The organism is Pseudoalteromonas sp. T1lg23B, from assembly GCF_002964665.1.
Classification (GTDB): domain Bacteria; phylum Pseudomonadota; class Gammaproteobacteria; order Enterobacterales; family Alteromonadaceae; genus Pseudoalteromonas.
In genome coordinates this window covers 790970-817445 of record NZ_PQBZ01000034.1, presented here as the reverse complement: position 1 = coordinate 817445, position 26476 = coordinate 790970, and the positions used below count along the sequence as shown (strand labels likewise).

The following is a 26476-nucleotide window of genomic DNA, read 5'->3' as shown; positions in this document are numbered from 1 at the left end:
AAGAGTCAATTAACACTCGATAATGTTAACGGCTAAACCACCTCGGGCGGTTTCTTTGTATTTGGTCTTCATATCATTACCCGTATCGAGCATGGTTTTGATCACTTTATCGAGTGATACTTTTTGCTCGCCCGTACCACGCATGGCAAGACGTGATGCGTTAATGGCTTTTACTGCGCCCATGGCATTGCGTTCAATGCAAGGTACTTGTACTAGACCACCGACAGGGTCACAGGTTAGGCCTAAATTGTGCTCCATACCGATTTCAGCCGCGTTTTCAACATGTAATACGTTACCACCCATGATCTCAGTTAGTGCACCCGCGGCCATGGAACACGCTACACCCACTTCACCTTGGCAGCCAACTTCGGCACCTGAAATCGACGCGTTCTTCTTGTATAGAATACCAATCGCAGCCGCAGTTAGTAGGTAACGGGTGGCGATTTCTTCATCAACTTCTCTAATAAAGGTGTTGTAGTACATGAGGACGGCTGGCAAAATGCCTGCCGCGCCATTTGTTGGCGCTGTGACCACTCGACCACCCGCTGCATTTTCTTCGTTCACTGCCAAAGCGAATAAATCGACCCAATCCATTGCGCGTAGCGGATCGTTGTTATTTTCAACGTTTAACTTTAAATACAAGCTGGGAGCTCGGCGTTTTACTTTTAGACCACCGGGTAAGATTCCTTCCGTGCGCATACCTCTTTCTATACAGGCCTTCATTACCTGCCAAATATTGAATAACTCGGCTTTAATCTCCGCCATTGGACGAAGTGTTTTTTCATTCGCCATCATCAACGAAGAAACGCTCAACCCCGACTCTTTACATAAACCAAGCAATTGCTCCGCGGTGTCAAAGGGGTAAGGGGCAGGGTTTTGCTCGCGAATGTCTAATGCGGCTTGCTTTTCTTGCTCAAACTGTTCATCAGTGACGATAAAGCCACCACCTATTGAGTAGTAAATCTGGCTGTGAATTTTGTCTTTGCCGTTAAGGGCAACGATTTCCATCGCGTTAGAATGTTTTGGTAGGGTCTTTCTGCGGTGAAAAACAATCGCGCCTTGCTTTGGAAATTTAACTTTATGGCTCTGATCCAGATAGATAACTTGCTCTTGTTCGATTTTTTCTAGGATATCTGGGACCGCATCGGCATCAATGGTTTCAGGATCATGGCCCGCTAACCCTAAAATTACAGCTTTTCCAGAGCCGTGACCAATACCGGTTTGCCCTAATGAACCAAACAGTTCTACTTTGACTTCGGTTGTTTGTGTCAATAAGTCTTTATCTTGTAGGTCTTTTACAAACAATCGCGATGCGCGCATTGGACCGACGGTATGAGAGGAAGAAGGGCCAATACCGATACTAAACATATCGAATGCACTAATCATATTTTTTACTCAACATTGCCTTTGAACGGGCGCACATCATAACGTTAAAACGCGCCCTTGTAACCCGTTGTGCTATGAAATTACTATGCCTATTTTAGCAAAGTTATAAAGTTTTTGACTAAGCTTGCAGTTGCTCCCCAAAGCAAGCCGTGAGGAGTGATATAACCTGGAAGTTGTCGTGTTTTACCTGCCAGTTGCAGCGAGTAAGTTTGCCAGTTTTCTGGGTTAGCCAAGTCATTGATAGTGATAGTGAATGCTTTTTCAACTTCGGCACTGTCGGTATGCCACTGTGCATGAGGTGACAATGTAGCAACAACGGGGAAGATGTTAAATCCAGTTAATGTGATGTGCTTGTTAAGTGTGCCAATAGGAGTGATATGGTGCGCAGCAATACCAAGTTCTTCTTGAGTTTCGCGTATTGCGGTCATTTGTAAGCTTACGTCATGAGGTTCGGCCTTCCCCCCAGGAAAGCACAGTTGAGAAGGGTGGTGCTTCAGATACGCAGACCGCTTACACAGCAGCAATGCAGCCAGTCCATTTTCTTCGGTCAAGGGGAGGAGGACGGCACTGGCTTTTACTGATTGACGGGCGACGATACGAGGCTCTTCATATTGTACAGAGCTGGTATAAAAGCGGGTAATAACTTCGTCTAGTGTCACGGGCCATGTTCTCAATTATCTAAAATAGGTAAGATCTTATTCACTTTATGATAGGTTTCCTGATATTCAAGATTGGCTTGGGAGTCAGCAACAATTCCGCCTCCAGCCCAACAGTGAATTTGTTCATCACAACATACCAGTGTACGGATTGTAATTGAAGTATCCATTCTACCGCAGGCACTTAAATATCCTATTGAACCACAATACACGCTTCGTCTATGTGGCTCTAGTTCTTCTATGATTTCCATAGCCCTTATTTTAGGCGCACCAGTGATAGAGCCACCGGGGAAAGCGGCCTCTAGTTGATCAACCGCGCACTTACCAGCGGCCAGCTCGCTGGTCACGGTACTCACTAGATGATGTACCGCAGGAAAGCTTTCAATCGCAAACAGACTGGGCACCTGTACTGAACCCGGTTTGGCCACTTTCCCTAAGTCGTTGCGAAGCAGGTCTACGATCATGACATTTTCTGCTCGGTCTTTGCTACTTGTCGCCAGACGCTGAGCTTGCTGTTTATCTTCAATGGGGTCAGCCAGACGGGGCAAGGTGCCTTTGATCGGTTTCGTTTCAACTTGCTGCTCATTAACGAGCAAAAAACGTTCTGGGGAAACTGACAATATAGCGCCAGCGCCAATATTCATATATGCAGAAAAAGGAGCTTTGTTATGTGCGCGTAGTTTCTTATACGCAAGCCATGGCTCGCCACTAAACTTGGCGCTAAATCTTTGGGCGAGATTAATTTGATAACAGTCGCCACTGAGCAAGTATTCTTGAATTTTCTCAAATTGGCCGTTGTATTGTGCTTGGGTCATATTTGAGCACCATTTGGACGTCAGCGTAAATGTCCGATATGTAGGTGATTTTTCAGCCACTCTAGCAAGATAGTCGCAAGCATTATCCACTTTTGGCTGAGAGACGTAATACCATTGACGGTTTTGGTTGTCGAAAATAAGCGCATCCAAATATAGGCCAATACTCATATCCGCAAGTGCGATATCTTGAGTTGCCTGAGTTGGAAGTTGTTCAATATAGCGTCCTAAATCGTAGCCAAAATAACCCAACCAACCACCGCAAAACGGTAAATCAAAAGGCGCTTTTTCGTGACATAAAGCGCCCAGCTTTTCTTTCATAATTGCAAAGCAGCTTTGTGTTTGCAATAGACCATCTAGATAGATGTCACCAGCTTTTGCTTCTAACAGGTGTTTAGGGTTGATACTGATGATATCAAAGCGACTATTTACGTGCTCGGCATTACTAGAATCTAGTAATATCGCATGGGGAAGGTGTGCAAAGTGCTCAAAAACGGCGTCAGTTGAAAGATTTAGAGTTAACTTTTTACAATTGATTTGGTCATTTAGCATTTACTTGAACCTGAAAACTAGCCCGAAACGGGCGGGGAGGTTATCATACTTATCTATTTTTCTATAGTGGCTTAGTGACTCACATAAAAGTTCACTATTTTTAGATGTATTAAGTTATTAACCAAGACGTTTAATAACACAAACTAAGGAACCGTCATGAGTATGATCCGTCAGCAAGACTTCATCGACAGTATTGAAGATGCTTTGCAATATATCTCTTTTTATCACCCTCTGGACTTTGTACAAGCTTTGGAAAAAGCTTATCACAAAGAACAAAGCAAAGCGGCCAAAGATGCTATTGCACAAATTCTAATTAACTCGCGTATGTCAGCTGAAGGTAAGCGCCCGCTTTGTCAAGACACGGGCATTGTTACCTGTTTTGTAAAAGTTGGTATGGATGTTAAGTGGGATAAGACAGATCTAACGGTTCAACAAATGGTAGACGAAGGTACACGTCGCGCATATTTGAATCCCGATAACCCGCTACGAGCCTCAATTGTTGCCGACCCAGCGGGAAGCCGAAAAAATACTAAAGACAATACTCCTTCTGTGGTACACATTGATATGGTGCCGGGCGCAGAAGTTGAAGTGATGATTGCGGCAAAAGGTGGCGGCTCAGAGAACAAAACGAAAATGGTGATGCTTAACCCATCTGACGATGTAGCTGCATGGGTTGAAAAAACCTTGCCATTGATGGGAGCGGGTTGGTGTCCTCCTGGTATGCTAGGAATAGGCATTGGCGGCACGGCAGAAAAGGCGGCAGTGCTAGCGAAAGAATCACTGATGGACCCTGTTGATATTCACGAGCTGATTGAACGAGGCGCAGAAACCGCTGAAGAAAAACTACGTCTAGAGATCTTTGAACGTGCCAATAAATTAGGTATAGGTGCACAGGGCTTAGGCGGTTTGACCACTGTTGTAGATGTTAAAATTAAGACAGCACCAACACATGCGGCATCTAAGCCAGTGGTAATGATCCCGAACTGTGCTGCAACACGCCACGTGCACTTTACCTTGGACGGTTCAGGTCCAGCTGACCTAAAGGCGCCTAAATTAGAAGATTGGCCTGAGGTTACATGGGAAGTGGGTGAAGATACCCGTCGTGTGAACTTAGATACGCTGACCAAAGCGGATACTCAAGATTGGAAAATGGGTGAAACCGTTCTATTGTCAGGAAAAATCTTAACGGGTCGTGATGCAGCGCATAAGCGTTTGCAAGATATGATCAACTCGGGTGAAGGTTTACCAGAGGGTGTCGATTTTGAGAACAAATTTATTTACTACGTAGGTCCTGTTGATGCTGTCGGCAACGAAGCGGTAGGTCCAGCTGGTCCGACAACAGCGACTCGTATGGATAAATTTACTGATATGATGCTGGAAAACACCGGTATTGTTGGCATGATCGGTAAAGCCGAGCGTGGTCCTGCAACAGTTGAGTCAATTAAGAACAATAAATCTATTTACCTAATGGCGGTCGGTGGAGCTGCGTATTTAGTTGCAAAAGCAATCAAAAAAGCGCGCGTTGTTGCATTTGAAGACTTGGGTATGGAAGCAATTTATGAATTTGAAGTTGAAGATATGCCAGTAACCGTGGCGGTAGATAGCACGGGTGCCAATGCCCATGAGCAGGGACCTGCGATCTGGAAGGCAAAGATTGAAGAGCTCGACGCCAAGCTGAAGTAATTTCACTCTCATTGAGTAGACAAAGCCGTATGATGGTCAATCATACGGCTTTTTTTGTAACTATAACTGTACATCCGGTTGGTGCTTTACGTTTACGTAAACATCCCTTGCGGTATATTGAAATTTATTAGCTAAATAAATCGAAAACCCAGTAATATTGGGGCTGTATATTTCAGATTTGAAATATATTTAACTACATTATTCAAATTAATTGTAATTAGTAGGATGATCATCTCATTTTCTGGCGTGTGCGCTAAGTTAGTGTTAGAGTTTTGCCAATTTCAGCGCTATCAACACCTTCAAGGTGAGACATTATCGGAGAACTAAAAGTGGCTGTATTTAACCAAGTTGAATTTGATAATCATGAACAAGTGGTATTTTGTGCCGACGAAGCGTCGGGTTTAAGAGCCATCATCGCAGTACATAGTACTAAGTTAGGTCCAGCGGTAGGCGGCTGTCGTTTATGGAACTATGCGAAAGACGAAGATGCAGTTTACGATGTGCTGCGTTTATCAAAGGGAATGACCTACAAAAATGCAGTGGCTCGTTTGCCATTTGGTGGCGGTAAGTCAGTGATCATCGGTGATGCGAAAGCCATAAAGTCTGAAGCACTGTTCAGAGCATTTGGTAAGCACTTAGAGCGCTTAGGTGGAAGCTATTACTCTGCTGAAGATGTGAACATCACCACAGGTGATGTAATGATGATGCATAAAGAAACCAATTATGTACTTGGCTTAGAAGGTAAAAGTGGTAATCCGTCGCCTTTCACAGCGCTAGGGACGTTTTTAGGAATTAAAGCGGCTTACCAACATAAGCATGGTCATCAAGAACTGGCGGGCGTCAAAGTCGCTGTTCAGGGGCTAGGTGCAGTAGCCTATAGCTTGTGTAAGTATTTACATGAAGCGGGTGCGCAACTATTTGTGACTGACATTAACCAAGACTCAATAGATAGAGTGGTGTCAGAATTTGGTGCGACTGCTGTAGGCATTGACGAAATCTACGACTTAGACGTCGATGTGTATGCGCCATGTGCGTTAGGTGCAACTATCAACGACAATACAATTCCACGTATTAAAGCAACGATTATTGCTGGTTGCGCTAATAACCAGTTGGCTGAATCACGTCATGGTGAAATATTACGTGAGAAAGGTGTACTGTATGCGCCTGATTATGTGATCAATGCAGGTGGTATCATAAACGTATACTATGAAACCAAGCCTGAAGGATATAACAAAGAAGATGCAACTAAGCACGTAGAGGGTATTTACGATACCTTGACGGAAATCTTCGCACGTTCTGAAAGTGAGCAGAAATCGACGCACATCATCGCAGATGAACTTGCGCAAGAGATCATCGCTCAGGGCTTGTAAGCTCAATATTGTTCGAATCAAACGCTTGAAAAGGGTATGCTCTGCATACCCTTTTTTGATGTATGTTGTAGTATGAAAAAGATCAACCTAGACACTTGGCCACGCGCTCAGCACTTTTATTTTTTCAAAGGGTTTGATAAACCACAGTTTAATATTACTACCAACCTTGATTTATCGTTGTTGTATCAATACGCCAAATCAAAGCAATACTCTTTTACTGATTGTTATCTGTATTGTTTACTCAAAGCTGTAAACGGTTACAAGCCGATGCGCTATAGAATTGTTGACGAACTTCCTGTTGAAGTAGACGAGCTGATAGCAAGTACCGTCTTTTTGAAAGAAGATGATACGTTTCGTTTTATCCCCTTGATGTTGCAGCGAGACATCAGCGAGTTTGCGGCTCATGCTGCAAAACAAAAACAGCAGTTTTTAAATAAGACCCTATTGGATGAGCAGTTTACGCTACGAGAAACTAGTGTGGCGCAAATTCATGTCTCTATTTTACCCTGGTTTAATTTCAGCAGCTTCGAGCATGCAACGACCAACACGTCAGCATGCGCGGGTATTCCAAAGTTTGTATTTGGACAGTATCAAAAGGACAGCGGCCTGATACCACTCAACATAGAAGTACATCATGCATTGTTAGATGGTATTCACGTTGCGCAATTTTTGACTACACTTAATAAAGTAATTTCAGAGCTAATTAAATAAGCGGTTGAAATGTAGACAATTAGCTAAAAATCTTAAAATGATGCAAAAATGGCAATGATTTTTTAGTTATAAACTTTATTGTTTATAATATTCAAAGGTTTATAACGGCTCGCAGCGAAATTAAAGAAGAGATCACAAAGCAAACCTTAGTTGTAATCAAATGTAAATATTGTGATGTAACTGCTTTATTATCAATGGTTATAGGAGGGGCTTAAAAAATATCATGTTAATTTTTTGTTTTATATCGAGTTTATTTTTTTAAAGCTGGAAAATTTGTTTTGCGAGTGAAGTTGACACGACGACTTGCATTTAGCATTATTGGACAGTTGATATCTGTTAAAAGATATCAGGGTTGCTCCCTAGTAGGGGGTGATAAAATTATAAAAGTAACATTACTTAATTGGTTGGGAACTATGTCTGTTAAAATCAGAAAGAGTCTTGTAGCTACTGCGCTTCTAGGCGCAACAGCATTTGCAAGCAGCAATGTGATTGCAGATCCTTTGAACGACGTACAAAAAGTAGGTCAACAAACTCAAATGGCTGCTAAAAAGTCTCAAGAAAAGATCGACAATATCTTCGGTCAGACGCAGGAAATGATCGGCGAATACCGCAGTGTTGTTGACGAAACTGAACTGCTAAAAGTTTATAACGACCACGTTGCCCGTTTGGTCGCTGACCAAAGAGCTGGCATCGAATCTTTTGATCGTCAGATCGGAACTATTGAAAAGACAAAACAGGACGTTGTGCCTTTGATGTATCGCATGATCGATACGCTTGAGCAATTCATCAAAGCGGACGTTCCGTTTGATACAGAAACACGTATGGGTCGCGTTGAAAAATTACGTGAACTACTTTCGAATTCTAAAGTAACTACTTCGGAAAAATTCCGTCAAGTGCTTGAAGCTTACACTATTGAAACTGATTACAGCTCAGTAATGGCTGCTTCTCAAGGTTCACTTGAAATTGGCGGCAAAAACATCAACGTTGATTTCGCACGCCTTGGCCGCGTAGCTTATGTTGCTCAGTCTTTTGACTTAAAGCACGCATGGGTTTGGAACAATACTGCTAAACAGTGGGATGAGCTAGGTGAAGAATACCTTAAGCCTGTAAAAGACATGATCCGTATCGCACGTGGTCAGGCTGCCCCAGATCTAGTTGCATTACCAATCTTTGGCGCGGAGTAAGTGAAAATGAAGAAACTATTTAAAGGCTTTGCAGTAGCCGCTGCACTATCTGTTTCTGCAGGTGCCGCGCTAAATGCACACGCAAATACAGAAGCTCTTGATAAAATCCTACAAGAAGTAAAACAAAACCGTATTTCTGAAGGTAAAATCAACAAGCAACGTGAGCAAGAATTCTTATCTTCTCGCGCAAACCAACAATCGCTTCTTAACAAAGCGAAAAGCGACTTAGCAGCTGAAAAAGCTCGTGGTGATCGTTTGAACAAAGAGTTCAAGCAAAACGAAATCACACTTGCTGAAAAAGAAGTTGAGTTAGCAAACGCTACAGGTACTTTAGGTGAGATGTTCGGTGTTGTACGTCGTTCAGCTGCTGAAGCTATCGGTTCAATCGAAGCATCACTAGTATCTGCTGAAAAACCAGGACGCGCTGAAGTACTTCGTTCTCTTGCAGCTGCAAAAGAACTACCAACTACTCGCGAACTAGAAGAGCTTTGGATTGCTTTCCAAACTGAAATGACTGAGTCTGCAAAAGTATCAACTTTTGAAGCTCAAGTTGCTGAACTTAGCGGTGAAATCAACGTTAAGCAGGTAACTCGTGTAGGTAACTTCAACTTAGTTACTAAAGACGGTTATGTACTTTATGATGCAGCTAACAAAGCAATCACTCCATTAGGTAAACAACCTGATGGTTACGTGTTAGACACTGTTGATTCGCTACTTGGCACATCTGCTGGTTCTTACACTAAGTTTTACGTTGACCCAACTCGTGGTTCAATCTTGCGTCTAAACACGCAGCGTGCAACGGTTGAAGAACGTTGGCACCAAGGTGACACGGTTGGTTACATCATCACTGCATTATTAGCAGTAGGTGCGTTGCTAGCACTTGTTCGTTTCCTAGACCTAATGATGGTTGGTTCGAAAATCAAGGCGCAAATCAAAAACATCAACACGCCAAACACAAACAACCCACTTGGTCGTATCTTGAAAGTTTACCATGACAACAAGAACCAAGACGTTGAAAACCTAGAGCTTAAACTTGATGAAGCGATTCTACGTGAAACGCCACGCATTGAAGCTGGTATCAACATCATCAAGATCTTAGCTGCTATTGCACCGCTACTAGGTCTACTAGGTACGGTTGTTGGTATGATCTTAACCTTCGAATCAATCACGCTATTTGGTACTGGTGATCCGAAGATCATGGCAGGTAACATCTCTCTAGCGCTAGTAACTACAGCTCTAGGTCTGATTGCTGCTCTACCTCTAATCCTATTACACGCTATCGTTTCAGGTCGTAGTAAAGCTGTTCTACATATCCTTGACGAGCAAAGTGCAGGCATCGTTGCTGCACACGCGGAGAAGGAGAAAGCCTAATGCTAGTCCTGATGGAGACCTGGGAATCTATCAGGGATTTTGTTGGCACAGGCGGCCAGGTTTTATACGTGGTCGCGATAGCACTCTTTATTATGTGGGTTTTAATGATTGAGCGCTATTGGTTCCTACTAGCTGAATATCCAAAAATGAAAGCGGATATTGTAGCTAAGTGGGACGCCCGCCAAGACACCACGTCTTGGTACGCACACAGAATCCGCGATGCATGGATTTCTGAAGCGTCTGAGAAATTAGATGAGCGTATGTTGATTATCAAAACATTGGTTGCAATGTGTCCACTAATCGGCTTACTAGGTACAGTAACAGGTATGATTTCGGTTTTCGAAACCATGGCTACGCAAGGTACTGGTAATGCACGTTTGATGGCATCAGGCATCTCAATGGCAACGATACCAACAATGGCAGGAATGGTTGCGGCACTGTCAGGTGTATTCTTCAGCACTCGCTTGGAAGCTAGAGCGAAAATGGCTAAAGAACAGCTGATTGACAGCTTGCCACATCACTAGAGAGAGATATAAATATGGCACGTAAACAACGTTTTCGTGAAGAGGAAGATGCAGCAGTAGATATGACACCGATGCTTGACATCGTATTCATCATGCTAATCTTCTTCATTGTTACCACTTCTTTCGTAAAAGAAGCTGGTATTGAAGTTAAGAAGCCAAAGGCTGCTCAAGCTCAACAAACTAAAAATGCGAACGTCTTTATTGCTATTCGTGAGAATGGTGAAATTTGGATGGATAAGCGTCAAGTAGATGTTGAGCGTGTTAGTGCTAACCTTGAAAGTATCCTTGCAGAACAACCGACTGAGACCGTAATTATCCAAGCGGATAAAGGTGCTAAGCACGGTGTGGTTGTTAAAGTAATGGACCAAATCAAGGCAACTGATGACGGCCTGAAGATTTCAATAGCTGGAGCTAAGTAATGATTCGTTTTCTGTTTTCACTGATTGCAGGTGGGGCAGTTACTTTCGGCTTATTCTTTTTCATGTCATACCTAATCTCCGGCGGAGCTGATAGGGCTGATGAGAAAAAAGAACAGATAGTGGTCGAAATTTTGACGAATCCACCTGAATCTGAGGTGCAGGAGCGGAAACGTGTTCCGCCTCCACCGCCACCTCCACCGAAGCAGCCGCCTAAACCGCAGCCGCCTCAACCAGAAACTGCTAACCCTGCGGCTGGTGCAATTGGCTTTAACATGCCAAGCATCGACCTAGGGGGTACATCAGGCGGGTTGAGTGGCCCTGGTGAGTTCGGTCGCGACGGCGACGCAACACCAATCGTACGTATTGAGCCAAAGTATCCGGTTCAAGCAGCACGTGACGGTAAAGAAGGTTGGGTACAACTTTCATTTACCATCAATGAGCTAGGTGGTGTTGAAGACGTAGAAGTTATTGACGCTGAACCAAAGCGTATTTTCAACCGTGAAGCCATCCGTGCATTACGTAAGTGGAAATATCGTCCAAAGATTGTTGATGGGAAACCTCAGAAGCAACCTGGGATCACGGTTCAACTAGACTTTAAACTCAATCAAGGTTAAGGAGGCAAGAAATGACGCAATTTAAGAAAGCTACAGCTCTTGCGCTACTTATGTCTTTATCAGGCACTGTTTACAGCACTGCTGTTGTCGCTGCGCCTGATTATGCAAAGATTGAGGAACGTAAAAACGCCAAAACTAAAATCATGGGCGAACGTACGGGTAAGAAAGTAGTAAAAGCTTTTGACCTGTACAACGAAGACAAGATCGACGAAGCAATTGCTTTGCTTAGAGAACTTGAACCGTCTGATGATTTTGACAAAGCAACGGTTAACCGTTACCTCGGTAACATGTATGCACAAAAAGAGCAGTATGATGATGCGATTAAGTATATTCGCTTAGCCATTGCTCCTGATGCGCTCAACTTTAAAGACCAAGCAGACTTATACAAGTTGCTAGGTGACTTGTATGCTGGAACGAGTAAATTCCAAGAAGCGATTAAAACATACAAAGATTGGATGGACTTCACTGGTGAAGAAGATTCAAAAGTATATGCACGTATCGCTCAGGGTTATTATGAGTTAAAGCAATACGCTAAAGTTGAAGAACCTGCTAACAAGGCGATTAAGCTAGAAGAAGAACCAAACAAGCAATACCATATGCTTAAAATCGGTGCTTTCTTTGAGCTTAAAAGATACAAAGACGCAGTAAAAGTTGCTGAAACATTAGTGAAATTGTTCCCAGAAGATCCAAAAATGTGGACTCAGTTGGGTTCTTTCTACATGCAGATTGAAGAATATTCAAAAGGTCAAACTGTAATGGAAGTAGCATATAACAAGGGCTACTTTGATAAAGAAAACCACTATAAGATTCTAAGCAGCTATTACTCGCTTAACGATATTCCTAACAAGGCCGCTGTGGTATTTGAAAAAGCGGTTAAAGAAGGTAAAGTTGAGCGTAATAAGCGTAATGTATCAGCGATAGCGAGCTATCATCACCAAGCTAAAAACTTAGTTGATGCAGCTAAGTATTATGAAGAAGCAGCAAAGTTTGACAACGACGCTGAGCTTTATAGAAAAGCGGGTAGCTTACTGTTAACTGAGCAGAAGTTTAGTGCAGCGGTTGAGCGTTTGAATAAAGCGCTTGAACTTGGTACGGATAAGGAAGGAAGCACGTATTCTGACCTTGCTGAAGCGTACTTATATCAAGCAAAATATAAGCAAGTATATCAAGCAATCGTTAAAGCACAAGAAGATCCAAGAACACGTAAGTTTGCAAGAGGTTGGGCAACGTTCATTAAGGACAAAGCACAACGCAACGGCGTTAAGATCTAAAGAAGAAGCCCCGCAAGGGGCTTTTTTATTACCCAAATTACCTTAAATTGCTATGCCAAATATGATTTGTAATACACTGCGACTGCTGACAAGTGCAGTCATTGCAATACACCTTGCTGGTTGTGAAAAGAATACTTCCAAGCTTAATTATCACGCCGCAAAGCAAGAGATTCAGTTATTAAATAGCTTGCTCATACCAACGCAGTCAATTGAACACAATCCGATTTTTCCATTCTCAGAGAGCTACCTGAAAAGAAGGCACGTTATCTATCAACGCATAGATGAGCGCACTCTTACCAAGTCGCAGCGCGACGAGATAAACTACCTAAAGATTCAGCAACGCTATCCAGAGCGATATCTTCCTTGGCCTACACATGTGAATGTGCTTGATGTTGCGCTACAACAAAATGTTTCACAAGAGGCGCTAGCTAATTGGTTTGAAACGCTAATACAAACGTTGGAATCTGCAAAACAGAGCAATATCTATTTATCACGTGTGGAGCTTGATAAACTAAAAGGTTATGTACTCAATCAGCCGTCTGGTAACTTGCTGATGGAGTACTTAAGAGCATATAAGCCCAGAAGTGGCATAGGGTTATATCAATTACCAAATGGCAAAGAGTGGTATCAAAGTAAGTTGAATTTCTACTACGGCGAACCCTTAGCGCCCAATGTATTGCTTAATAAAGTACAACAAGCCCTTTCTAAAGATAATGATAAACCCGTTGTGGGCGAGTCGTTTGATTTATATAAACCTGCAGCACTGCAAGTTCTAATGCAGCATTGCCAGCAAATAGAAGGCCTCAATTGGCGCGATAACTACGTTAATATGCCTGCTACTTTGGCTCAATGTGAGCTAAAGCTAATACCGCGCACTCAGCGTATGCTATTGGCACTAATGGAAATAGACTTAGGCGTGCACTACCAAGGTTGGTCTTACAAACAAGCTTTGATAACGCTCCAAGCGCGAGTAGAGCTGACAGATGAGCAAGCATCCACTTTGGTGGAGAATGTAGCGCTGCATCCCGCCAGCGTGCTGGTATTTTTATCTCATCTCTAATCGGTATGGGCTTTTTGGCAGCAGCTGTGACATCGTTGAATGGTCGGATCGGCCATTAGATCGTGCATGTTTAGTTGCGTTTCGCAATCACAGCAGTAGCCAAATTGGCCTATATCAATTTGGCATAGTGCGGCTTCAAGCTTTACCAATCTTTGAAAGTTTGGGTACTGTTGAGGATTAAGTTGGGTTGCTGCAATATCTAACCATTCTGAAGGCGAGCTTTGCTCCAATAACTCAGCAAGTTCGCTAGCAAATTTTTGGCTCGATTGTTTCAACTCGTCAAGCAAAGCATGTCTGACCGACGTTAACTCGCTCTGCAGCTGCTCTTGAAATTGTCTTGTTTTGTCTGAATTCATAGTCGCCCTCCTGTGAGCGTCTATTATCATCAGCTTTGTAACGAACTAATATGATTTGAATCAAGTGACGGACACTTTGCGTATTTCTCAAGCACTAAAACCACATCATCTTTATGTTTGAGTGTTTTAATTTCCTCAAAAAGAATGTGGGCTTCAGGGTACTGGCGTTTTAAATAGCCCAGCCATTGTTTGGTTCTCGCTGAAAAGTACTTTTCGCTTACATTCGGATCCTGGTGCATAGACGAATGAAGGATATGATAAATTACATTTTCCCAGCTCAGTGTTTGGTGAGGGCGGTTGTGTACTTTGGCTTTTATTTTGGCTGCCAAGTCGGGCATTGCGAGCGCCCCTCGACCTAGCATCAAGTCGGTACAACCACTCCTTTGTTGGCATAGTAATGCGTCTTCTACTTGCCAGATTTCACCATTTGCAACGACGGGGATTGATAATCTAGATAGTAGAGGTGGGATCTTTTCCCAATAAGCCGGCGGTTTGTAGCCGTCTCTTTTAGTCCTTGCGTGAATGGCAAGGCTCGAAGCGCCAGCGCTTTGCACCGCGTCAACTATTTCAGTGCTATTACTGTCATCATCAAAACCGAGGCGAATTTTCGCGCTAACCACATGCTCAGGGGGGACAGCTTCTCTTACCGCTTTAATGATTTGGTAGATTTGCTCGGGTTCTTTTAGCAACACCGCACCGCCTTTGCTTTTATTCACCGTCTTTGCTGGACACCCAAAGTTCAGATCAACACCGTGTGAGCCAAGCATAACGGCCTTTCGAGCATTAGCTGCTAATACATGGGGTACCTGTCCGAGTAATTGTATCCTTACTGGGGTGCCGGAACGCGTTCTCCCTTGGTTGAGTAACTCTGGGCAGTATCGCGTAAAAACACGTCGTGGGAGAGTAAGGTCTACGACTCTGATAAACTCTGTCACGCACAGATCAAAGCCGCCAATATCTGTAAGTAATTGGCGCATCTTGAAGTCTACAACGCCTTCCATTGGGGCTAATACTAGTTTCATACTACTCAGTGCTTGGCTTAAAAGGCGGCCATTTTAAACGAGCCATAAAGAATTGCTAAGTGTAAATTTGCTTTTTTTAGCTTTTTGATGAAATATTTCTAGTTCATCAATGGTCTTGTACAAAGAATCGTTTATTCCTAAAAGAGAAATCGTCATGAACACAATAAAGAAAAATTCTATAGCTTTAACACTTGGTGCTGTTGTTGTTGGTACAGCTGGCTTAACTGCGACAGACGCGCAAGCAAATCCATTTGCTTTTGAAACCATGACAGCTGGCTATCAGCTAGACGGTACTGAGGGTAAATGTGGCGAAGGCAAATGCGGCGAAGAGCACAAAGGTAAGAAAGAAGGTAAGTGCGGCGAAGGCAAATGCGGCGAAGAGCACAAAGGCAAAAAAGAAGGTAAGTGCGGCGAAGGCAAATGTGGCGAAGAGCACAAAGGCAAAAAAGAAGGTAAGTGCGGCGAAGGCAAATGCGGTGGCGAACACAAAGGCAAGAAAGAAGGTAAGTGCGGCGAAGGCAAATGCGGTGGCGAGCACAAAGGCAAGAAAGAAGGTAAGTGCGGCGAAGGCAAATGCGGTGGCGAGCACAAAGGTAAGAAAGAAGGTAAGTGTGGTGAAGGCAAATGCGGTGGCGAGCACAAAGGTAAGAAAGAAGGTAAGTGTGGCGAAGGCAAATGCGGTTCACGCTAATCACTGATTGATTGCAAAATGCAGAGCAACTTCGGTTGCTCTGTCTTTATGTAGAGGTAGAAAATGCAAATTAGTGAACTAGGTGCGGTCGGACTTGGGTTGCGCAGAGAAATGCTTGATGACATATTGATTGACGCACCTAAACAAGCGCAATTCTTTGAAGTTGCCCCTGAAAACTGGGTCCGAATGGGTGGTAAATTTGGTCGTCAGTTTAAGCAACTAACAGAGAAGCATAAATTTATCTGTCATGGGTTGTCCCTATCATTAGGGTCTCCCGCGCCTTTAGACGTTGAATTTGTAAAAGAATTAAAGCAATTTTTTGATGAACACAATATTTTGCTCTACAGCGAACACCTGAGTTACTGCTCAGGGACGGGGCATATGTACGACTTAATGCCTATTCCGTTTACAGAACAAGCCGTCGATCATGTTGCTCAGCGGATCAGACAGGTTCAGGATATATTACAAAGACGCATCGCGGTAGAGAATGTGTCGTATTACGCGGCTCCAGGCCAGGAAATGTCAGAATTAGAATTCACATTAGCCGTGTTAGAAAAGGCAGATTGTGATTTACTACTTGATGTCAATAATATCTATGTAAATAGCATTAACCATGGCTATGATGCATTAGCGTTTTTGCAAGCTATGCCTAGTGATAGGGTGGCCTATGGGCATGTTGCGGGCCATTATGAAGAAGCTGCGGACTTATTGGTAGACACGCACGGTGCTGACGTGTGTGACCCTGTGTGGCAATTGCTTGAGCAGGCGTACCGTTTGCATGGTGTATTTCCTACTTTGCTTGAAAGAGACTTCAATATTCCCAGTATGTCGGAGCTACAATCTGAGCTGGGGCATATTCATGCCATCCAAAAGCCGTTTATCGAACACATTAAAGGGGTGGCTTGATGTCGTTTATTGATGTGCAAAACGCTTTTATGGCGCATATTAGAAATCCAGAACGCGAGGCCGCTCCGAGTAATCTCGAAGATCGGCGACTCGAAGTTTATAGAGAGCTATTTTTTAATAATATTGAAGGCTTTGTATCATCAGCGTTTCCGGTTCTAAAAAGTTTGTACGCTGAATCGGATTGGCAGGCACTGGTAAGACAATTTTTTGTTGAGCATGACTGTAAGTCACCTTATTTTTTAGAAATCAGTCAGGAGTTTTTATACTTTTTGCAATTTGAGTATGAGCCTCAAGTAACGGACCGCGGATTTATGTTGGAACTTGCTCATTATGAGTGGTCGGAATTAGATGTGGCAGTGTATCAAAGTAGCAATGACTATATCGGTATCAGTGATATCGAACAGCAACCATTGTACTTTAAAGATACTGCGAGAAATCTCTGTTATCAGTATCCAGTACATCAAATAAGTGAAGATTTTCAACCACAGCAACCAAGCGACCAACCACACTATTTTGTGATTTATCGAGATGAAGAAGAGGAGGTCGCCTTTTTATCGTCTAACGCTATGACGGCGATGTTGTTACAAGTAGTTGAGCAAACTCCGGGAATTATGCTCAGAGATTTAATTGAACAGGTGCATCAACAGCTACCACAATTTAGTTTTGAGCAACTTTATGTGGGCGCGCAACAAACCTTGTCCGCTTTCACTGGGCTGGGAATTATTGCCAGTAAAAATTGACATTAATACTTTAACCCAAAAGGCATATCGACTATTATGTGCGCCGTTTTGTCGTGCTAAAAATAAGGTAGTATTATGTCTAAAGGTGAATTTAAAGATCCGTTCAATGCAACTTACTTTATTGCATTCCTTGCTGTTTTTGCAGGCATCGGATGTTTAAATGCAATTCTAGGCTGGGCAACAGCGCTTGCTGCTTAAGCGAGTTAAGAATTGAACAGGCTGCATTTGCAGCCTTTTTTGTACATTAATACAACGTTCTGCGCAGTTTCCTTCATATTCCTTTTCCATAGCGTTCCATGTTTGGTCAATCTTGTTATAATCAATGTTTTGAAAATTTATTTAACAAAGCGTGCCAAAATGACACAAGTTAATTCGTCTATGATCAAAGACAGTATTGTTACGATTCCTAATTATCCTAAGCCGGGTATTATGTTTCGTGACGTAACAACGCTGATGGCAAACCCAACAGCGTTTCAGGCAACCGTAGATAGTTTCGTCGCGGCTTATAAAGACCAAGGATTTACAAAAATAATTGGTACTGAGTCTCGCGGCTTTATCTTCGGTGCGCCATTATCATATGCCTTAGGTATTCCATTCATTCCGGTACGTAAGCCAGGCAAGTTGCCACGAGAAGTTATTTCTCAGTCTTACCAGTTAGAATACGGAGAAGATATTCTAGAGTTGCACGCGGACGCAATCGTGGAAGGAGACAAAGTATTACTAGTGGATGACTTGTTGGCTACTGGCGGCACAATTGAAGCAACTGCAAAGTTAGTTTCACGTTTAGGCGGTAATGCTACTGACGCAGCATTTGTTGTTTCACTACCAGAGCTAGGTGGCGAGCAGCGAGTGATGGATATGGGTATTAAAGTGCTTAAGCTCGTAGAGTTCGAAGGCGAATAATATGAGTTATCAGGTTCTGGCAAGAAAGTGGCGTCCGCAAACATTCCACCAGTTGGTGGGACAGCAACATGTTAAGCAGGCATTGGTTAATGCGTTAAATGAACAAAGGTTGCACCACGCTTACTTGTTTACCGGAACCCGGGGCGTTGGTAAGACTACCATCGCCCGCATTTTTGCGAAAAGTCTTAATTGCGACCAAGGGATCACCTCTAATCCTTGTGGCCAATGTAGCAGTTGTCTGGATATTGAAGCGGGGAAATTTATTGACCTCATTGAGATTGATGCGGCTTCTCGCACCAAAGTGGAAGATACCAGAGAAATTCTAGATAACGTGCAGTATGCACCGACTCGTGGTCGTTATAAAGTGTACCTGATAGATGAGGTACACATGCTTTCCAAGCACAGTTTTAATGCGTTATTGAAAACTCTTGAAGAGCCTCCGCTACACGTTAAGTTTTTGCTTGCGACAACCGATCCGCAAAAATTACCCGTGACTATTTTGTCACGCTGTTTACAGTTCAACCTCAATGCAATGTCGCAACAAGAGATCATTACGCAACTGAGCGATATTTTGCCCAAAGAGCAGGTCAGCTTTGAACAGCAAGCACTCCAAGCGCTAGCTAAAGCCGCAGACGGTAGTATGCGGGACGCCTTGAGTTTGACCGACCAAGCGATTGCGCAGACCAATGGCCAGCTGACGCTTGTGGCTGTGCAGCAAATGCTGGGGTTGATGGATAGCGCACATGCAGTCACCTTATTGACTGCGATCGCCTGTCAAGAAGCCGAAACACTCCTGCAAGCTGTGGACAATATAGCGACACAGAACGGCAATTTTGTCAGTGTATTAGATGATTTGATAGCACTGACACATGCAATGCAACTGGCTCAGCTTGTGCCACAAGCGGCACGTTTGAGTGACTTTGACCCCGAAGACGTTGCGCTCCTTGCGCAGCAGATCGGAGCTGAAAAGGTTCAGCTGTACTATCAGCTACTCCTTAATGGTAAACGTGACCTTCAATGGGCGCCCGAGCAGAAATTGGGGTTCGAGATGTTGATGCTACGGTTATTGGCCTTTGAAAAAACCAATTTACAAGCAACTTCAACGATAACGCCAGCGCAACCAGTAGAAGAGTCAAACAGCAAAGTAGGGGGCTTACGCGCGCTACTTAATAAGTCGAATAATGCCACGCTCAGCACACCGATGATTGAGTCTACGCAGCCGATGACAGTCACGCAGAACGAAAATACTGCCCCCCAACAAATCGATGCTGAACAACCAGTGAGACAGGAACCTGTCGCGGAGCAGGTAGTCGAAATCGCTGAGGAACCGCAGGCCCAGCCAATTGAATCGGTTGAGACTGTTCAGCAAACAGAGTTTGATGATGCTGACCAAGCAATGCAGCAAGAATTCTCACAGCAGTATGAACAGGTGATGGCGCAGGCAAGTGAACAAGGGTTTACACCTGCTCCAGAGCATCAACTAGCTGAGCAAACATCCTCACCTTCGGCTGAGGTGCAGCACAGCGAAGCGCCAGCGCAAAACCTCGCAGCGCAAGAACAGCAAGCGCAATCGGCGATTGCGCGTATTTTACAAAACCGGAATATTTCCGGTGCGGGCCAATTGGTGCGAGCTTCGGAGGATGATGCAAAAAAGCCTCAGGCGCAGCCAGCGCCGATAAGCCAACCACCGACACCAATAAAAAAGAAAGCTGACTTTAAAACTCGCCACAAAACAGATGAAAGCAAGCTTGCGCCAGAGCTATTACAGCAGATAGCACCAGCAGCGAGTAAAAAAGAGCTTGAGCCACAAGCGCCGAGTATTCCGGTGCCAGAAGACTTTAGTAGTCCAATCAGTGACATCAAATTTGCTCACCAGCAAGATGAATGGGCACATTTGATTAAACGCATGGGATTGGGTGGTAGAATGCGTCAATTTGCGCTGCACTCAATTTTTACTAAAGACGGGCATACTTTTAAGCTAGAAGTAGATCAAAGCCAGCACCATCTGGATAGCCCAATGTTACGGCAGAAGTTAACAGCATCCTTATGTGAGATATACGGTTACGAAGTACAACTGGACATAAGCTTTGCGCCAGGGGTAATTGACTCCCCTTATTTAATACAACAGAAAATAGACGCCGACCGTTATCAGCAGGCTGTAGATGTCATTAATCAGGACGCTAACGTAGTACAATTTGTACAAGAATTTGATGCAACGGTCGACGAAAATACAGTTCAGGCATTGTAATCAACGACAATAGCCCTTATCTTTTAGCCCAATTGAATTGATTGTAAGAGAGCATATTATGTTTAAAGGTGGAATGGGTAACATGATGAAGCAAGCGCAGCAAATGCAAGAGCGCATGCAAAAAGCCCAAGAAGACATTAAAAATCTTGAAGTAACTGGTGAAGCTGGCGCAGGCCTTGTTAAAGTCACCATGCTAGGTAGCCACAATGTACGTCGTGTAGAAATTGACGAAAGCCTAATGGAAGACGACAAAGACATGATTGAAGACTTACTAGCAGCAGCATGTAACGACGCAGTGCGTCGCGTTGCTGAAGAGTCAGAAAAGAAAATGGCAGCCATCACTGGCGGTATGCAATTACCACCAGGCTTCAAAATGCCGTTCTAATTTTTTAGATAAATGTTTTAAAGATAGCGCCTGATGGCGCTATTTTTTTATCTGTTATCTGTTATCTGTTATCTGTTATCTGTTATCTGTTATCTGTTATCTGTTATCTGTTATCTGTTATCTGTTATCTGTTATCTGACGTTATCAGTTTCTATACCTGTTGCCACTTTGCTGACTCCATCACATATCGTGCATAGCGAAAATCTTGCAAGCGTTTAAGTGCATCGGCAGCGTATTCGAGTAACACCACATATTGAGGTGTGGTTTTGCTAATAGCTGGCTCAAACACCAGCATGGCGGGCTTGCCTTCTACCATACCGGGTTCGGCATGCCAGTCGGTGAGTGCATTGTAATTACTAAAGTAAAACTGAATGTCTTTTTTGCCTTGTAGTTGTGCTTTGGCCACCATATCTAACTTTATTTCGTCAATGGTCAGTGCTAATAGATCGTCAAACTTACGCTGATTAAACAGTTCGGTATACAGCTTTAAACGGCGTGTATCGTCATCACTAATGGTTTTCTCCATACTTGGCATATAGTGTTTTAGTTGTCCTCTGGCTCTAGCTAATGCTGATTTGATGGCATCTTCTGTGGTGTGAAGTAGTGTGGCACTTTGCTGTGCGCTATAGCCAAAACCATTATTGAGTATTAGTACACTGCGCTGTATCGGTGGCAAGGTCATCAGCCAGTCTAGGTCGTCTAGAGCAGCATTGTGTATCGCTTGATCGATATCAATGGGTTCTTGCACGACCATATGGCCTTCTGGTCTAGCTTGCACAGCTCGGTGATTATCTATCATTAGGTTGTGGGCTAATTTTAATAACCACGCCAGTAAATCGTTTATCGGGGCGCTGTGTGCTAGCGCTTGGTAGGCTCGCAGCAAAGTCGCTTGTACTAGATCTTCACCGTCAAATACAGATCCCGTAATACGCGTACAAAAACGATGTAGAGTAGGGCGAACTTCACTTAGGTGAGCGAGTAAGTCTTGCTCTGTGACGATAGGTTCGTGTTTTGTGCACTTATTTACCATGCTGAGTTGCCTCTTGTGGTGCATGCCACTTTTTACGCTCGGCAAGTGCGGCATAATGTTCAATGGCTTTTGTGTATTTCTCTTTGGCATTGCCTATTACAGGTTGCCCATGAATGGGCAGTACGTGTTCAAAGGGTAAGTTCAGTATTGCTCTTAGCTCATTGCCACTTGGCCGAGTCATAAGCCACCAGCCTACCCCAATATTATAGGGCTTAGCTAAACGAAATAAATGCATGAATATTTTCGCAGGTAAGTTGGTAAATATATTGGGCTTTGGTGTGTTATGCAGCACGTCACCTGCCAGCAGTATACCGTTGTTACGATTTAATATGATACAACCCTCTTTTAATTTGGGGCTATTCATTACCCAAAGCTGCGCGTCCGCGAGCGGTAAATTGGTGTGTTCATCAAGCCACACGTCAGGTTCAAAATAACTGTGTGTATTCTCTACGTCAGTGCGCAGCCCTTTGGTGTATTGTGTATCTTTTAGCGCATAAATGGTGGCATTGTATCGTGCTTTATAAAAGCCATCATCGGCACCGTGCATGGATGCCAAGCGAATGACGTTTTTGACTGTTCCTAGCGCATCTAGCTGCTTGAGTCCTTTTTCACTTAGTTGCATGCTATTGATGAGGGTTAGCGTGTTATCGCTGTTTCTTACTATGGTCATTGAACGTGAGATCCTTGGCTTCAAAAGTAGCGGCATATCCCAGCCTCCTTCAACAAACCAAATGTTTTCGAACACTTCTTGCAATTGACCATGTGCAAAAGCACCAGAGTGAGTAGAAGATGTACACATAACGAACTCCAAAATTTAAGTGTGTTATTAATAAGACGGATAGGACTTTTGAAAAGAGTCGGCTCTGGTACAATTTTTTGAAAAACTCAAAATTGTGTTCGAAATAGGCGATTTTCTAGCTGTTTGGTACCTGATATAAGTTAAGCCGAAAGAGCTTTAACCACAAGCGACAGTGTACTCTACATGATGGTTGTGGTACTTTTCGAAATATAAATAAACGCATGTCAGGTGAATCCTGACAAGCCAATTAGAAAACAGTATTTTATGCAATTATCACCTAGTTTAACTGCCCTTATCGAAGCCCTTCGTTGTTTACCTGGCATTGGTCCTAAATCAGCACAGCGCATTGCGTTTCACCTCCTTGAGAGAGACCGAGACGGTGGTACGCAACTTGGTAATTGTTTGACTAAAGCGATGCAGGTGATTGGTCATTGTGAATCATGTCGAACTTTTTCTGAGGCCGCGCAGTGCGATATTTGTCAAAGCGTTAAGCGTCAAGATAGTCGTCTACTTTGTATAGTTGAGTCGCCTACAGATGTGTTAGCAATTGAGCAAACGGGCCAGTATCAAGGCTTGTATTTTGTATTGATGGGCCATTTGTCACCGATTGATGGTATTGGGCCTAAAGAAATTGGCTTGGATGTCCTTGAGAAAAAACTTATTGCGGGCAATATTGATGAGGTGATTTTGGCAACCAACCCCACCGTTGAAGGCGAAGCAACCGCGCACTTTATTGCTGAGCTGTGCCAAAAATATCAAGTTGAGGCATCACGTATAGCACATGGTATGCCGGTCGGCGGTGAGTTAGATTTAGTCGACGGTATGACATTGATGCATGCATTCTCAGGCCGACGCAGTTTAAGTTAAACATAATGTAATGATTTATAAGTGTTCAGAGTGAAATGGAACACACTCTGATCATGCCGATTGGCAAATTAATTTATTTTTTCCCCTTGAAGTTAAAAAACTCTCCCCCATATCCTTTGACATATTAACACTGCATCTATTGGTTATACCGGAGAGAACAATGACCGCAGCTCAAAAAGAAACATTAGGCTTTCAAACAGAAGTCAAACAACTATTAAACCTAATGATCCATTCTTTGTACTCAAACAAAGAGATCTTTTTACGTGAACTGGTGTCAAACGCATCTGACGCAGCAGATAAACTACGCTTTTTAGCCTTATCAAATGGTGACTTATACGAAGGTGACGCAGAGCTTCGTGTACGTGTTAGCGTAGACAAAGACGCAAATACCATCACTATTTCAGATAATGGTATTGGTATGACGCGCGATGAAGTGATCAGCTCACTGGGTACAATCGCAAAATCTGGTACCGCAGAGTTTTTCCAAAACTTAACAGGCGACCAAGCGAAAGACTCTCAGTTGATTGGTCAATTTGGTGTTGGCTTCTATTCAGCATTTATTGTAGCTGATGCTGTAACTGTGGTTACACGCAAGGCTGGTGAGCAAAGTGCTGTTGAATGGCACTCTAAAGGTGAAGGTGAGTACACGCTTGCTGAAGTTGAAAAGCAAAGCCGCGGTACGGATATCATTCTTCACCTTCGTGAAGATGAAAAAGAGTTTTTAGATGATTTCAGACTGCGTGGCATCGTCACCAAATACTCAGATCATATCTCAATCCCTGTTGAAATGTATAAAGAGCCGGTGCCTGAATCGGAAGGTCCAGATGGCGAGAAAATTGAAGGTAAGCCGGGCGAGTGGGAGGCGATTAACCGCGCAACGGCACTTTGGACCCGTGATAAGTCTGAAATAAGTGACGAAGAATATAAAGAGTTCTATAAACACGTTGGCCATGATTGGGAAGAGCCTCTGACTTGGGCGCACAACAAGGTCGAAGGTAAAACTGAATACACCAGCTTGCTTTACATTCCAAAAAAAGCGCCGTTTGATTTATGGAATCGCGACCGTCAAAGTGGTTTGAAGCTGTATGTGCAACGCGTATTCATTATGGATGACGCAGAGCAGTTTATGCCAAGTTACCTGCGCTTTGTAAAAGGTCTATTAGACTCTAATGATTTGCCATTGAACGTATCGCGTGAAATTTTACAAGACAACAAGATCACACAAGCGATTCGCAAGGGTTGTACTTCACGTGTGCTGAAAATGCTTGAGCGCATGGGTAAAAACAAGCCAGAAGAGTATCAAACTTTCTGGAATGAGTTTGGTCAAGTACTTAAAGAAGGCCCAGCGGAAGACTTTGCAAACAAAGATGCAATTGCAAAATTGCTACGCTTTAGCTCAACTCACACAGATGAAAGCACACAGAATGTGTCTTTAGAGCAGTATATTGAGCGTATGAAAGAAGGTCAGGACAAGATTTACTATGTTGTTGCTGACAGCTTTGAAGCGGCTAAGAATTCTCCTCATTTAGAAATCTTCCGTAAGAAAGGCATTGAGGTGTTATTGCTTTCTGATCGTGTAGACGAGTGGATGATGAGCCACTTAACAGAGTTTGCTGAAAAGCAGCTTCAGTCAATTACACGAGGCGACTTAGACTTAGGCGACTTGGACGACGAAGAAACTAAAAAAGCGCAAGAAGAGAGCGAAAAAGAAGTTGAAGGCTTGATTGAGCGTGTTAAAGGCGTGCTTGGTGACAAAGTTAAAGAAGTGCGTTTTACACACCGCTTAACCGACTCACCAGCTTGTGTTGTTGCAGATGAACACGACATGAGCTCACAGATGCAAAAGCTAATGGAATCTGTTGGTCAGGCAGTGCCAGAGGCGAAGCCTGTATTTGAGCTAAACCCAGAGCATCAGCTTGTTAAACATTTAAATGTTGAACAAGATGAAGATAAGTTTGCACAATGGTCTGAAGTGTTACTGGATCAGGCGCTACTAGCAGAGCGTGGTAGCCTCAAAGATCCGGCAGGATTTGTAACACGTCTTAATAAACTAATGCTTGAACTGAGCAAATAAGTTTAACTAAACATAGAAAAGGGGCCATAGCGCCCCTTTTTTACGCTTATATGACTATTAAGTTAAGCAATTAGTATAAGTCGCTTGAGAATCTTGGACGCATGTGAAAAAATTTAGCCAATTTCAAATTAACCCCGAAAACGAGGAACATAATTATGCGCATTATCCTTTTAGGCGCACCGGGTGCAGGTAAAGGCACTCAAGCACAGTTTTTAATGGACAAATACGGTATTCCACAAATCTCTACTGGTGACATGTTACGTGCTGCTATCAAAGAGGGAACACCACTTGGCCTAGAAGCTAAAAAAGTGATGGACGCAGGTCAGTTAGTTTCTGATGAAATCATCATTGGTCTGGTTAAAGAGCGCATTGCTAAAGAAGATTGTGCAAAAGGTTTCTTACTTGATGGTTTCCCTCGTACTATTCCTCAAGCCGACGCGATGAAAGAGAATGGTATCAGCATTGATCACGTCATCGAGTTTGATGTTGCTGATGAAATCATCGTTGAACGTATGGGCGGACGTCGCGTTCATCCTGGTTCTGGTCGCGTTTACCACGTGGTTTACAACCCACCTAAGGTAGAAGGCAAAGATGATGTGACGGGTGAAGACTTAATTATTCGTGATGACGACGTGGAAGAAACAGTGCGTAAGCGTCTTGGTATCTACCACGACCAAACTAAGCCTCTGGTTTCATACTATCAAGCGGAAGCCGATGCGGGTAATACTCAATACCATAAACTGGACGGAACACAGGCTGTTGACGCAGTAAGTCAACAACTTGCTCAGTTGTTAGGGTAATTGTAGATTATCGAAAAAAAAGCCAGTCAGTGACTGGCTTTT

The 26476-nt window shown here is 43.4% G+C and carries 27 protein-coding genes; 20 read left to right on the top strand and 7 right to left on the bottom strand.

What is annotated here, in order from left to right; genetic code table 11:
• Nucleotides 1-9: 9 nt before the first annotated feature.
• The 3 genes from C2M32_RS12125 to pabB all read right to left on the bottom strand — a co-directional run bounded on the left by C2M32_RS12125 (nt 10) and on the right by pabB (nt 3406).
• Entirely contained in the window at nt 10-1386 is a 1377-nt protein-coding gene (locus C2M32_RS12125) for an L-serine ammonia-lyase (RefSeq protein WP_105168652.1), read from the bottom strand.
• An 89-nt stretch (nt 1387-1475) separates the two neighbouring features.
• On the bottom strand, nt 1476-2045 hold the full coding sequence (locus tag C2M32_RS12120; RefSeq protein ID WP_234401286.1) for an NUDIX hydrolase: 570 nt from the start codon (nt 2043-2045) through the stop codon (nt 1476-1478).
• An 11-nt stretch (nt 2046-2056) separates the two neighbouring features.
• Complete coding sequence (gene pabB / locus C2M32_RS12115; RefSeq protein WP_105168651.1) at nt 2057-3406, bottom strand: aminodeoxychorismate synthase component I; 1350 nt, start codon at nt 3404-3406, stop codon at nt 2057-2059.
• 156 nt (nt 3407-3562) lie between these two features.
• On the opposite strand from pabB, the gene C2M32_RS12110 reads away from it, so the two are divergent.
• The 10 genes from C2M32_RS12110 to C2M32_RS12065 all read left to right on the top strand — a co-directional run bounded on the left by C2M32_RS12110 (nt 3563) and on the right by C2M32_RS12065 (nt 13613).
• A complete protein-coding gene (locus tag C2M32_RS12110; protein ID WP_105168650.1) occupies nt 3563-5089 on the top strand; it encodes a fumarate hydratase in 1527 nt (508 codons plus the stop codon).
• Nucleotides 5090-5418: 329 nt separating this feature from the next.
• The gene (locus tag C2M32_RS12105; protein ID WP_105168649.1) at nt 5419-6459 is read left to right on the top strand and encodes a Leu/Phe/Val dehydrogenase; all 1041 of its coding nucleotides are present in this window, start codon (nt 5419-5421) and stop codon (nt 6457-6459) included.
• A 72-nt stretch (nt 6460-6531) separates the two neighbouring features.
• Nucleotides 6532-7170 carry a CatA-like O-acetyltransferase gene (locus C2M32_RS12100; protein ID WP_158678214.1) on the top strand — a complete coding sequence of 213 codons (639 nt, stop codon included), beginning with the start codon at nt 6532-6534 and terminating at the stop codon, nt 7168-7170.
• Between the two features lie 413 nt (nt 7171-7583).
• Complete coding sequence (locus C2M32_RS12095; protein WP_105168647.1) at nt 7584-8354, top strand: DUF3450 domain-containing protein; 771 nt, start codon at nt 7584-7586, stop codon at nt 8352-8354.
• A gap of 6 nt (nt 8355-8360) precedes the next feature.
• Entirely contained in the window at nt 8361-9725 is a 1365-nt protein-coding gene (locus C2M32_RS12090; protein ID WP_105169290.1) for a MotA/TolQ/ExbB proton channel family protein, read from the top strand.
• Nucleotides 9725-10249 (top strand): MotA/TolQ/ExbB proton channel family protein, encoded by a 525-nt coding sequence (locus tag C2M32_RS12085; protein ID WP_105168646.1) that lies wholly within the window; start codon nt 9725-9727, stop codon nt 10247-10249. The genes C2M32_RS12090 and C2M32_RS12085 overlap by 1 nt, the downstream gene beginning before the upstream one ends.
• Nucleotides 10250-10263: 14 nt before the next feature.
• A complete protein-coding gene (locus C2M32_RS12080; RefSeq protein ID WP_105168645.1) occupies nt 10264-10668 on the top strand; it encodes an ExbD/TolR family protein in 405 nt (134 codons plus the stop codon).
• Entirely contained in the window at nt 10668-11282 is a 615-nt protein-coding gene (locus C2M32_RS12075; protein WP_070984817.1) for an energy transducer TonB, read from the top strand. Before C2M32_RS12080 ends, C2M32_RS12075 begins: the two co-directional genes overlap by 1 nt.
• Before the next feature lie 11 nt (nt 11283-11293).
• Nucleotides 11294-12553, top strand: a complete 1260-nt coding sequence (locus C2M32_RS12070) for a tetratricopeptide repeat protein (RefSeq protein ID WP_105168644.1) — start codon at nt 11294-11296, stop codon at nt 12551-12553.
• Between the two features lie 61 nt (nt 12554-12614).
• Nucleotides 12615-13613, top strand: a complete 999-nt coding sequence (locus C2M32_RS12065; RefSeq protein WP_158678213.1) for a hypothetical protein — start codon at nt 12615-12617, stop codon at nt 13611-13613.
• Here C2M32_RS12065 and C2M32_RS12060 read toward each other — a convergent pair.
• Nucleotides 13610-13969 (bottom strand): conjugal transfer protein TraR, encoded by a 360-nt coding sequence (locus tag C2M32_RS12060; RefSeq protein WP_105168642.1) that lies wholly within the window; start codon nt 13967-13969, stop codon nt 13610-13612. The two genes, C2M32_RS12065 and C2M32_RS12060, sit on opposite strands and share 4 nt — an antisense overlap.
• Nucleotides 13970-13998: 29 nt before the next feature.
• Nucleotides 13999-14991: a tRNA-dihydrouridine synthase gene (locus C2M32_RS12055; protein WP_105168641.1), complete on the bottom strand. Its 993-nt coding sequence runs from the start codon at nt 14989-14991 to the stop codon at nt 13999-14001.
• A gap of 154 nt (nt 14992-15145) precedes the next feature.
• Here C2M32_RS12055 and C2M32_RS12050 point away from each other — a divergent pair, with 154 nt between their 5' ends.
• The 7 genes from C2M32_RS12050 to C2M32_RS12025 all read left to right on the top strand — a co-directional run bounded on the left by C2M32_RS12050 (nt 15146) and on the right by C2M32_RS12025 (nt 20864).
• Complete coding sequence (locus tag C2M32_RS12050; RefSeq protein ID WP_105168640.1) at nt 15146-15682, top strand: HvfA family oxazolone/thioamide-modified RiPP metallophore; 537 nt, start codon at nt 15146-15148, stop codon at nt 15680-15682.
• A gap of 63 nt (nt 15683-15745) precedes the next feature.
• Complete coding sequence (locus C2M32_RS12045; protein WP_105168639.1) at nt 15746-16588, top strand: HvfB family MNIO-type RiPP peptide maturase; 843 nt, start codon at nt 15746-15748, stop codon at nt 16586-16588.
• Nucleotides 16588-17328: an HvfC family RiPP maturation protein gene (locus C2M32_RS12040; protein ID WP_105168638.1), complete on the top strand. Its 741-nt coding sequence runs from the start codon at nt 16588-16590 to the stop codon at nt 17326-17328. The genes C2M32_RS12045 and C2M32_RS12040 overlap by 1 nt, the downstream gene beginning before the upstream one ends.
• Nucleotides 17329-17403: 75 nt before the next feature.
• Nucleotides 17404-17526: a hypothetical protein gene (locus C2M32_RS21030; RefSeq protein ID WP_267894531.1), complete on the top strand. Its 123-nt coding sequence runs from the start codon at nt 17404-17406 to the stop codon at nt 17524-17526.
• 159 nt (nt 17527-17685) lie between these two features.
• Nucleotides 17686-18231 (top strand): adenine phosphoribosyltransferase, encoded by a 546-nt coding sequence (apt, locus tag C2M32_RS12035; RefSeq protein WP_105168637.1) that lies wholly within the window; start codon nt 17686-17688, stop codon nt 18229-18231.
• 1 nt (nt 18232) lies between these two features.
• Nucleotides 18233-20479, top strand: a complete 2247-nt coding sequence (gene dnaX, locus C2M32_RS12030; RefSeq protein ID WP_105168636.1) for a DNA polymerase III subunit gamma/tau — start codon at nt 18233-18235, stop codon at nt 20477-20479.
• 58 nt (nt 20480-20537) lie between these two features.
• Entirely contained in the window at nt 20538-20864 is a 327-nt protein-coding gene (locus C2M32_RS12025; protein WP_105168635.1) for a YbaB/EbfC family nucleoid-associated protein, read from the top strand.
• Nucleotides 20865-21015: 151 nt separating this feature from the next.
• Here C2M32_RS12025 and C2M32_RS12015 read toward each other — a convergent pair whose 3' ends face one another.
• Both C2M32_RS12015 and C2M32_RS12010 read right to left on the bottom strand, forming a co-directional pair.
• Nucleotides 21016-21894, bottom strand: coding sequence for an RNA polymerase sigma factor (locus C2M32_RS12015; protein ID WP_158678212.1), 879 nt, complete (start codon nt 21892-21894; stop codon nt 21016-21018).
• Nucleotides 21884-22693, bottom strand: coding sequence for a hypothetical protein (locus tag C2M32_RS12010; RefSeq protein ID WP_105168632.1), 810 nt, complete (start codon nt 22691-22693; stop codon nt 21884-21886). Before C2M32_RS12010 ends, C2M32_RS12015 begins: the two co-directional genes overlap by 11 nt.
• 264 nt (nt 22694-22957) lie before the next feature.
• Here C2M32_RS12010 and recR point away from each other — a divergent pair, with 264 nt between their 5' ends.
• The 3 genes from recR (at nt 22958) to adk (ending at nt 26434) form a co-directional block, all read left to right on the top strand.
• The gene (gene recR / locus C2M32_RS12005) at nt 22958-23560 is read left to right on the top strand and encodes a recombination mediator RecR (RefSeq protein ID WP_105168631.1); all 603 of its coding nucleotides are present in this window, start codon (nt 22958-22960) and stop codon (nt 23558-23560) included.
• Nucleotides 23561-23720: 160 nt separating this feature from the next.
• Nucleotides 23721-25634 carry a molecular chaperone HtpG gene (htpG, locus tag C2M32_RS12000; RefSeq protein ID WP_105168630.1) on the top strand — a complete coding sequence of 638 codons (1914 nt, stop codon included), beginning with the start codon at nt 23721-23723 and terminating at the stop codon, nt 25632-25634.
• Between the two features lie 155 nt (nt 25635-25789).
• A complete protein-coding gene (gene adk / locus C2M32_RS11995) occupies nt 25790-26434 on the top strand; it encodes an adenylate kinase (protein ID WP_070984846.1) in 645 nt (214 codons plus the stop codon).
• Nucleotides 26435-26476 lie beyond the last annotated feature (42 nt).

Excerpts from the sequence above, each read along its gene's own strand:
- C2M32_RS12065 (WP_158678213.1), top strand. The coding sequence starts at position 12,615 with ATGATTTGTAATACACTGCGACTGCTGACAAGTGCAGTCATTGCAATA.
- C2M32_RS21030 (WP_267894531.1), top strand. The coding sequence starts at position 17,404 with ATGTCTAAAGGTGAATTTAAAGATCCGTTCAATGCAACTTACTTTATT.
- C2M32_RS12070 (WP_105168644.1), top strand. The coding sequence starts at position 11,294 with ATGACGCAATTTAAGAAAGCTACAGCTCTTGCGCTACTTATGTCTTTA.
- C2M32_RS12060 (WP_105168642.1), bottom strand. The coding sequence starts at position 13,969 with ATGAATTCAGACAAAACAAGACAATTTCAAGAGCAGCTGCAGAGCGAG.
- C2M32_RS12050 (WP_105168640.1), top strand. The coding sequence starts at position 15,146 with ATGAACACAATAAAGAAAAATTCTATAGCTTTAACACTTGGTGCTGTT.
- pabB (WP_105168651.1), bottom strand. The coding sequence starts at position 3,406 with ATGCTAAATGACCAAATCAATTGTAAAAAGTTAACTCTAAATCTTTCA.
- C2M32_RS12055 (WP_105168641.1), bottom strand. The coding sequence starts at position 14,991 with ATGAAACTAGTATTAGCCCCAATGGAAGGCGTTGTAGACTTCAAGATG.
- C2M32_RS12010 (WP_105168632.1), bottom strand. The coding sequence starts at position 22,693 with ATGTGTACATCTTCTACTCACTCTGGTGCTTTTGCACATGGTCAATTG.
- apt (WP_105168637.1), top strand. The coding sequence starts at position 17,686 with ATGACACAAGTTAATTCGTCTATGATCAAAGACAGTATTGTTACGATT.
- C2M32_RS12080 (WP_105168645.1), top strand. The coding sequence starts at position 10,264 with ATGGCACGTAAACAACGTTTTCGTGAAGAGGAAGATGCAGCAGTAGAT.
- C2M32_RS12085 (WP_105168646.1), top strand. The coding sequence starts at position 9,725 with ATGCTAGTCCTGATGGAGACCTGGGAATCTATCAGGGATTTTGTTGGC.
- recR (WP_105168631.1), top strand. The coding sequence starts at position 22,958 with ATGCAATTATCACCTAGTTTAACTGCCCTTATCGAAGCCCTTCGTTGT.
- C2M32_RS12095 (WP_105168647.1), top strand. The coding sequence starts at position 7,584 with ATGTCTGTTAAAATCAGAAAGAGTCTTGTAGCTACTGCGCTTCTAGGC.
- htpG (WP_105168630.1), top strand. The coding sequence starts at position 23,721 with ATGACCGCAGCTCAAAAAGAAACATTAGGCTTTCAAACAGAAGTCAAA.
- C2M32_RS12090 (WP_105169290.1), top strand. The coding sequence starts at position 8,361 with ATGAAGAAACTATTTAAAGGCTTTGCAGTAGCCGCTGCACTATCTGTT.
- C2M32_RS12015 (WP_158678212.1), bottom strand. The coding sequence starts at position 21,894 with ATGGTAAATAAGTGCACAAAACACGAACCTATCGTCACAGAGCAAGAC.
- C2M32_RS12045 (WP_105168639.1), top strand. The coding sequence starts at position 15,746 with ATGCAAATTAGTGAACTAGGTGCGGTCGGACTTGGGTTGCGCAGAGAA.
- C2M32_RS12040 (WP_105168638.1), top strand. The coding sequence starts at position 16,588 with ATGTCGTTTATTGATGTGCAAAACGCTTTTATGGCGCATATTAGAAAT.
- C2M32_RS12100 (WP_158678214.1), top strand. The coding sequence starts at position 6,532 with ATGAAAAAGATCAACCTAGACACTTGGCCACGCGCTCAGCACTTTTAT.
- C2M32_RS12110 (WP_105168650.1), top strand. The coding sequence starts at position 3,563 with ATGAGTATGATCCGTCAGCAAGACTTCATCGACAGTATTGAAGATGCT.
- dnaX (WP_105168636.1), top strand. The coding sequence starts at position 18,233 with ATGAGTTATCAGGTTCTGGCAAGAAAGTGGCGTCCGCAAACATTCCAC.
- C2M32_RS12075 (WP_070984817.1), top strand. The coding sequence starts at position 10,668 with ATGATTCGTTTTCTGTTTTCACTGATTGCAGGTGGGGCAGTTACTTTC.
- C2M32_RS12125 (WP_105168652.1), bottom strand. The coding sequence starts at position 1,386 with ATGATTAGTGCATTCGATATGTTTAGTATCGGTATTGGCCCTTCTTCC.
- adk (WP_070984846.1), top strand. The coding sequence starts at position 25,790 with ATGCGCATTATCCTTTTAGGCGCACCGGGTGCAGGTAAAGGCACTCAA.
- C2M32_RS12025 (WP_105168635.1), top strand. The coding sequence starts at position 20,538 with ATGTTTAAAGGTGGAATGGGTAACATGATGAAGCAAGCGCAGCAAATG.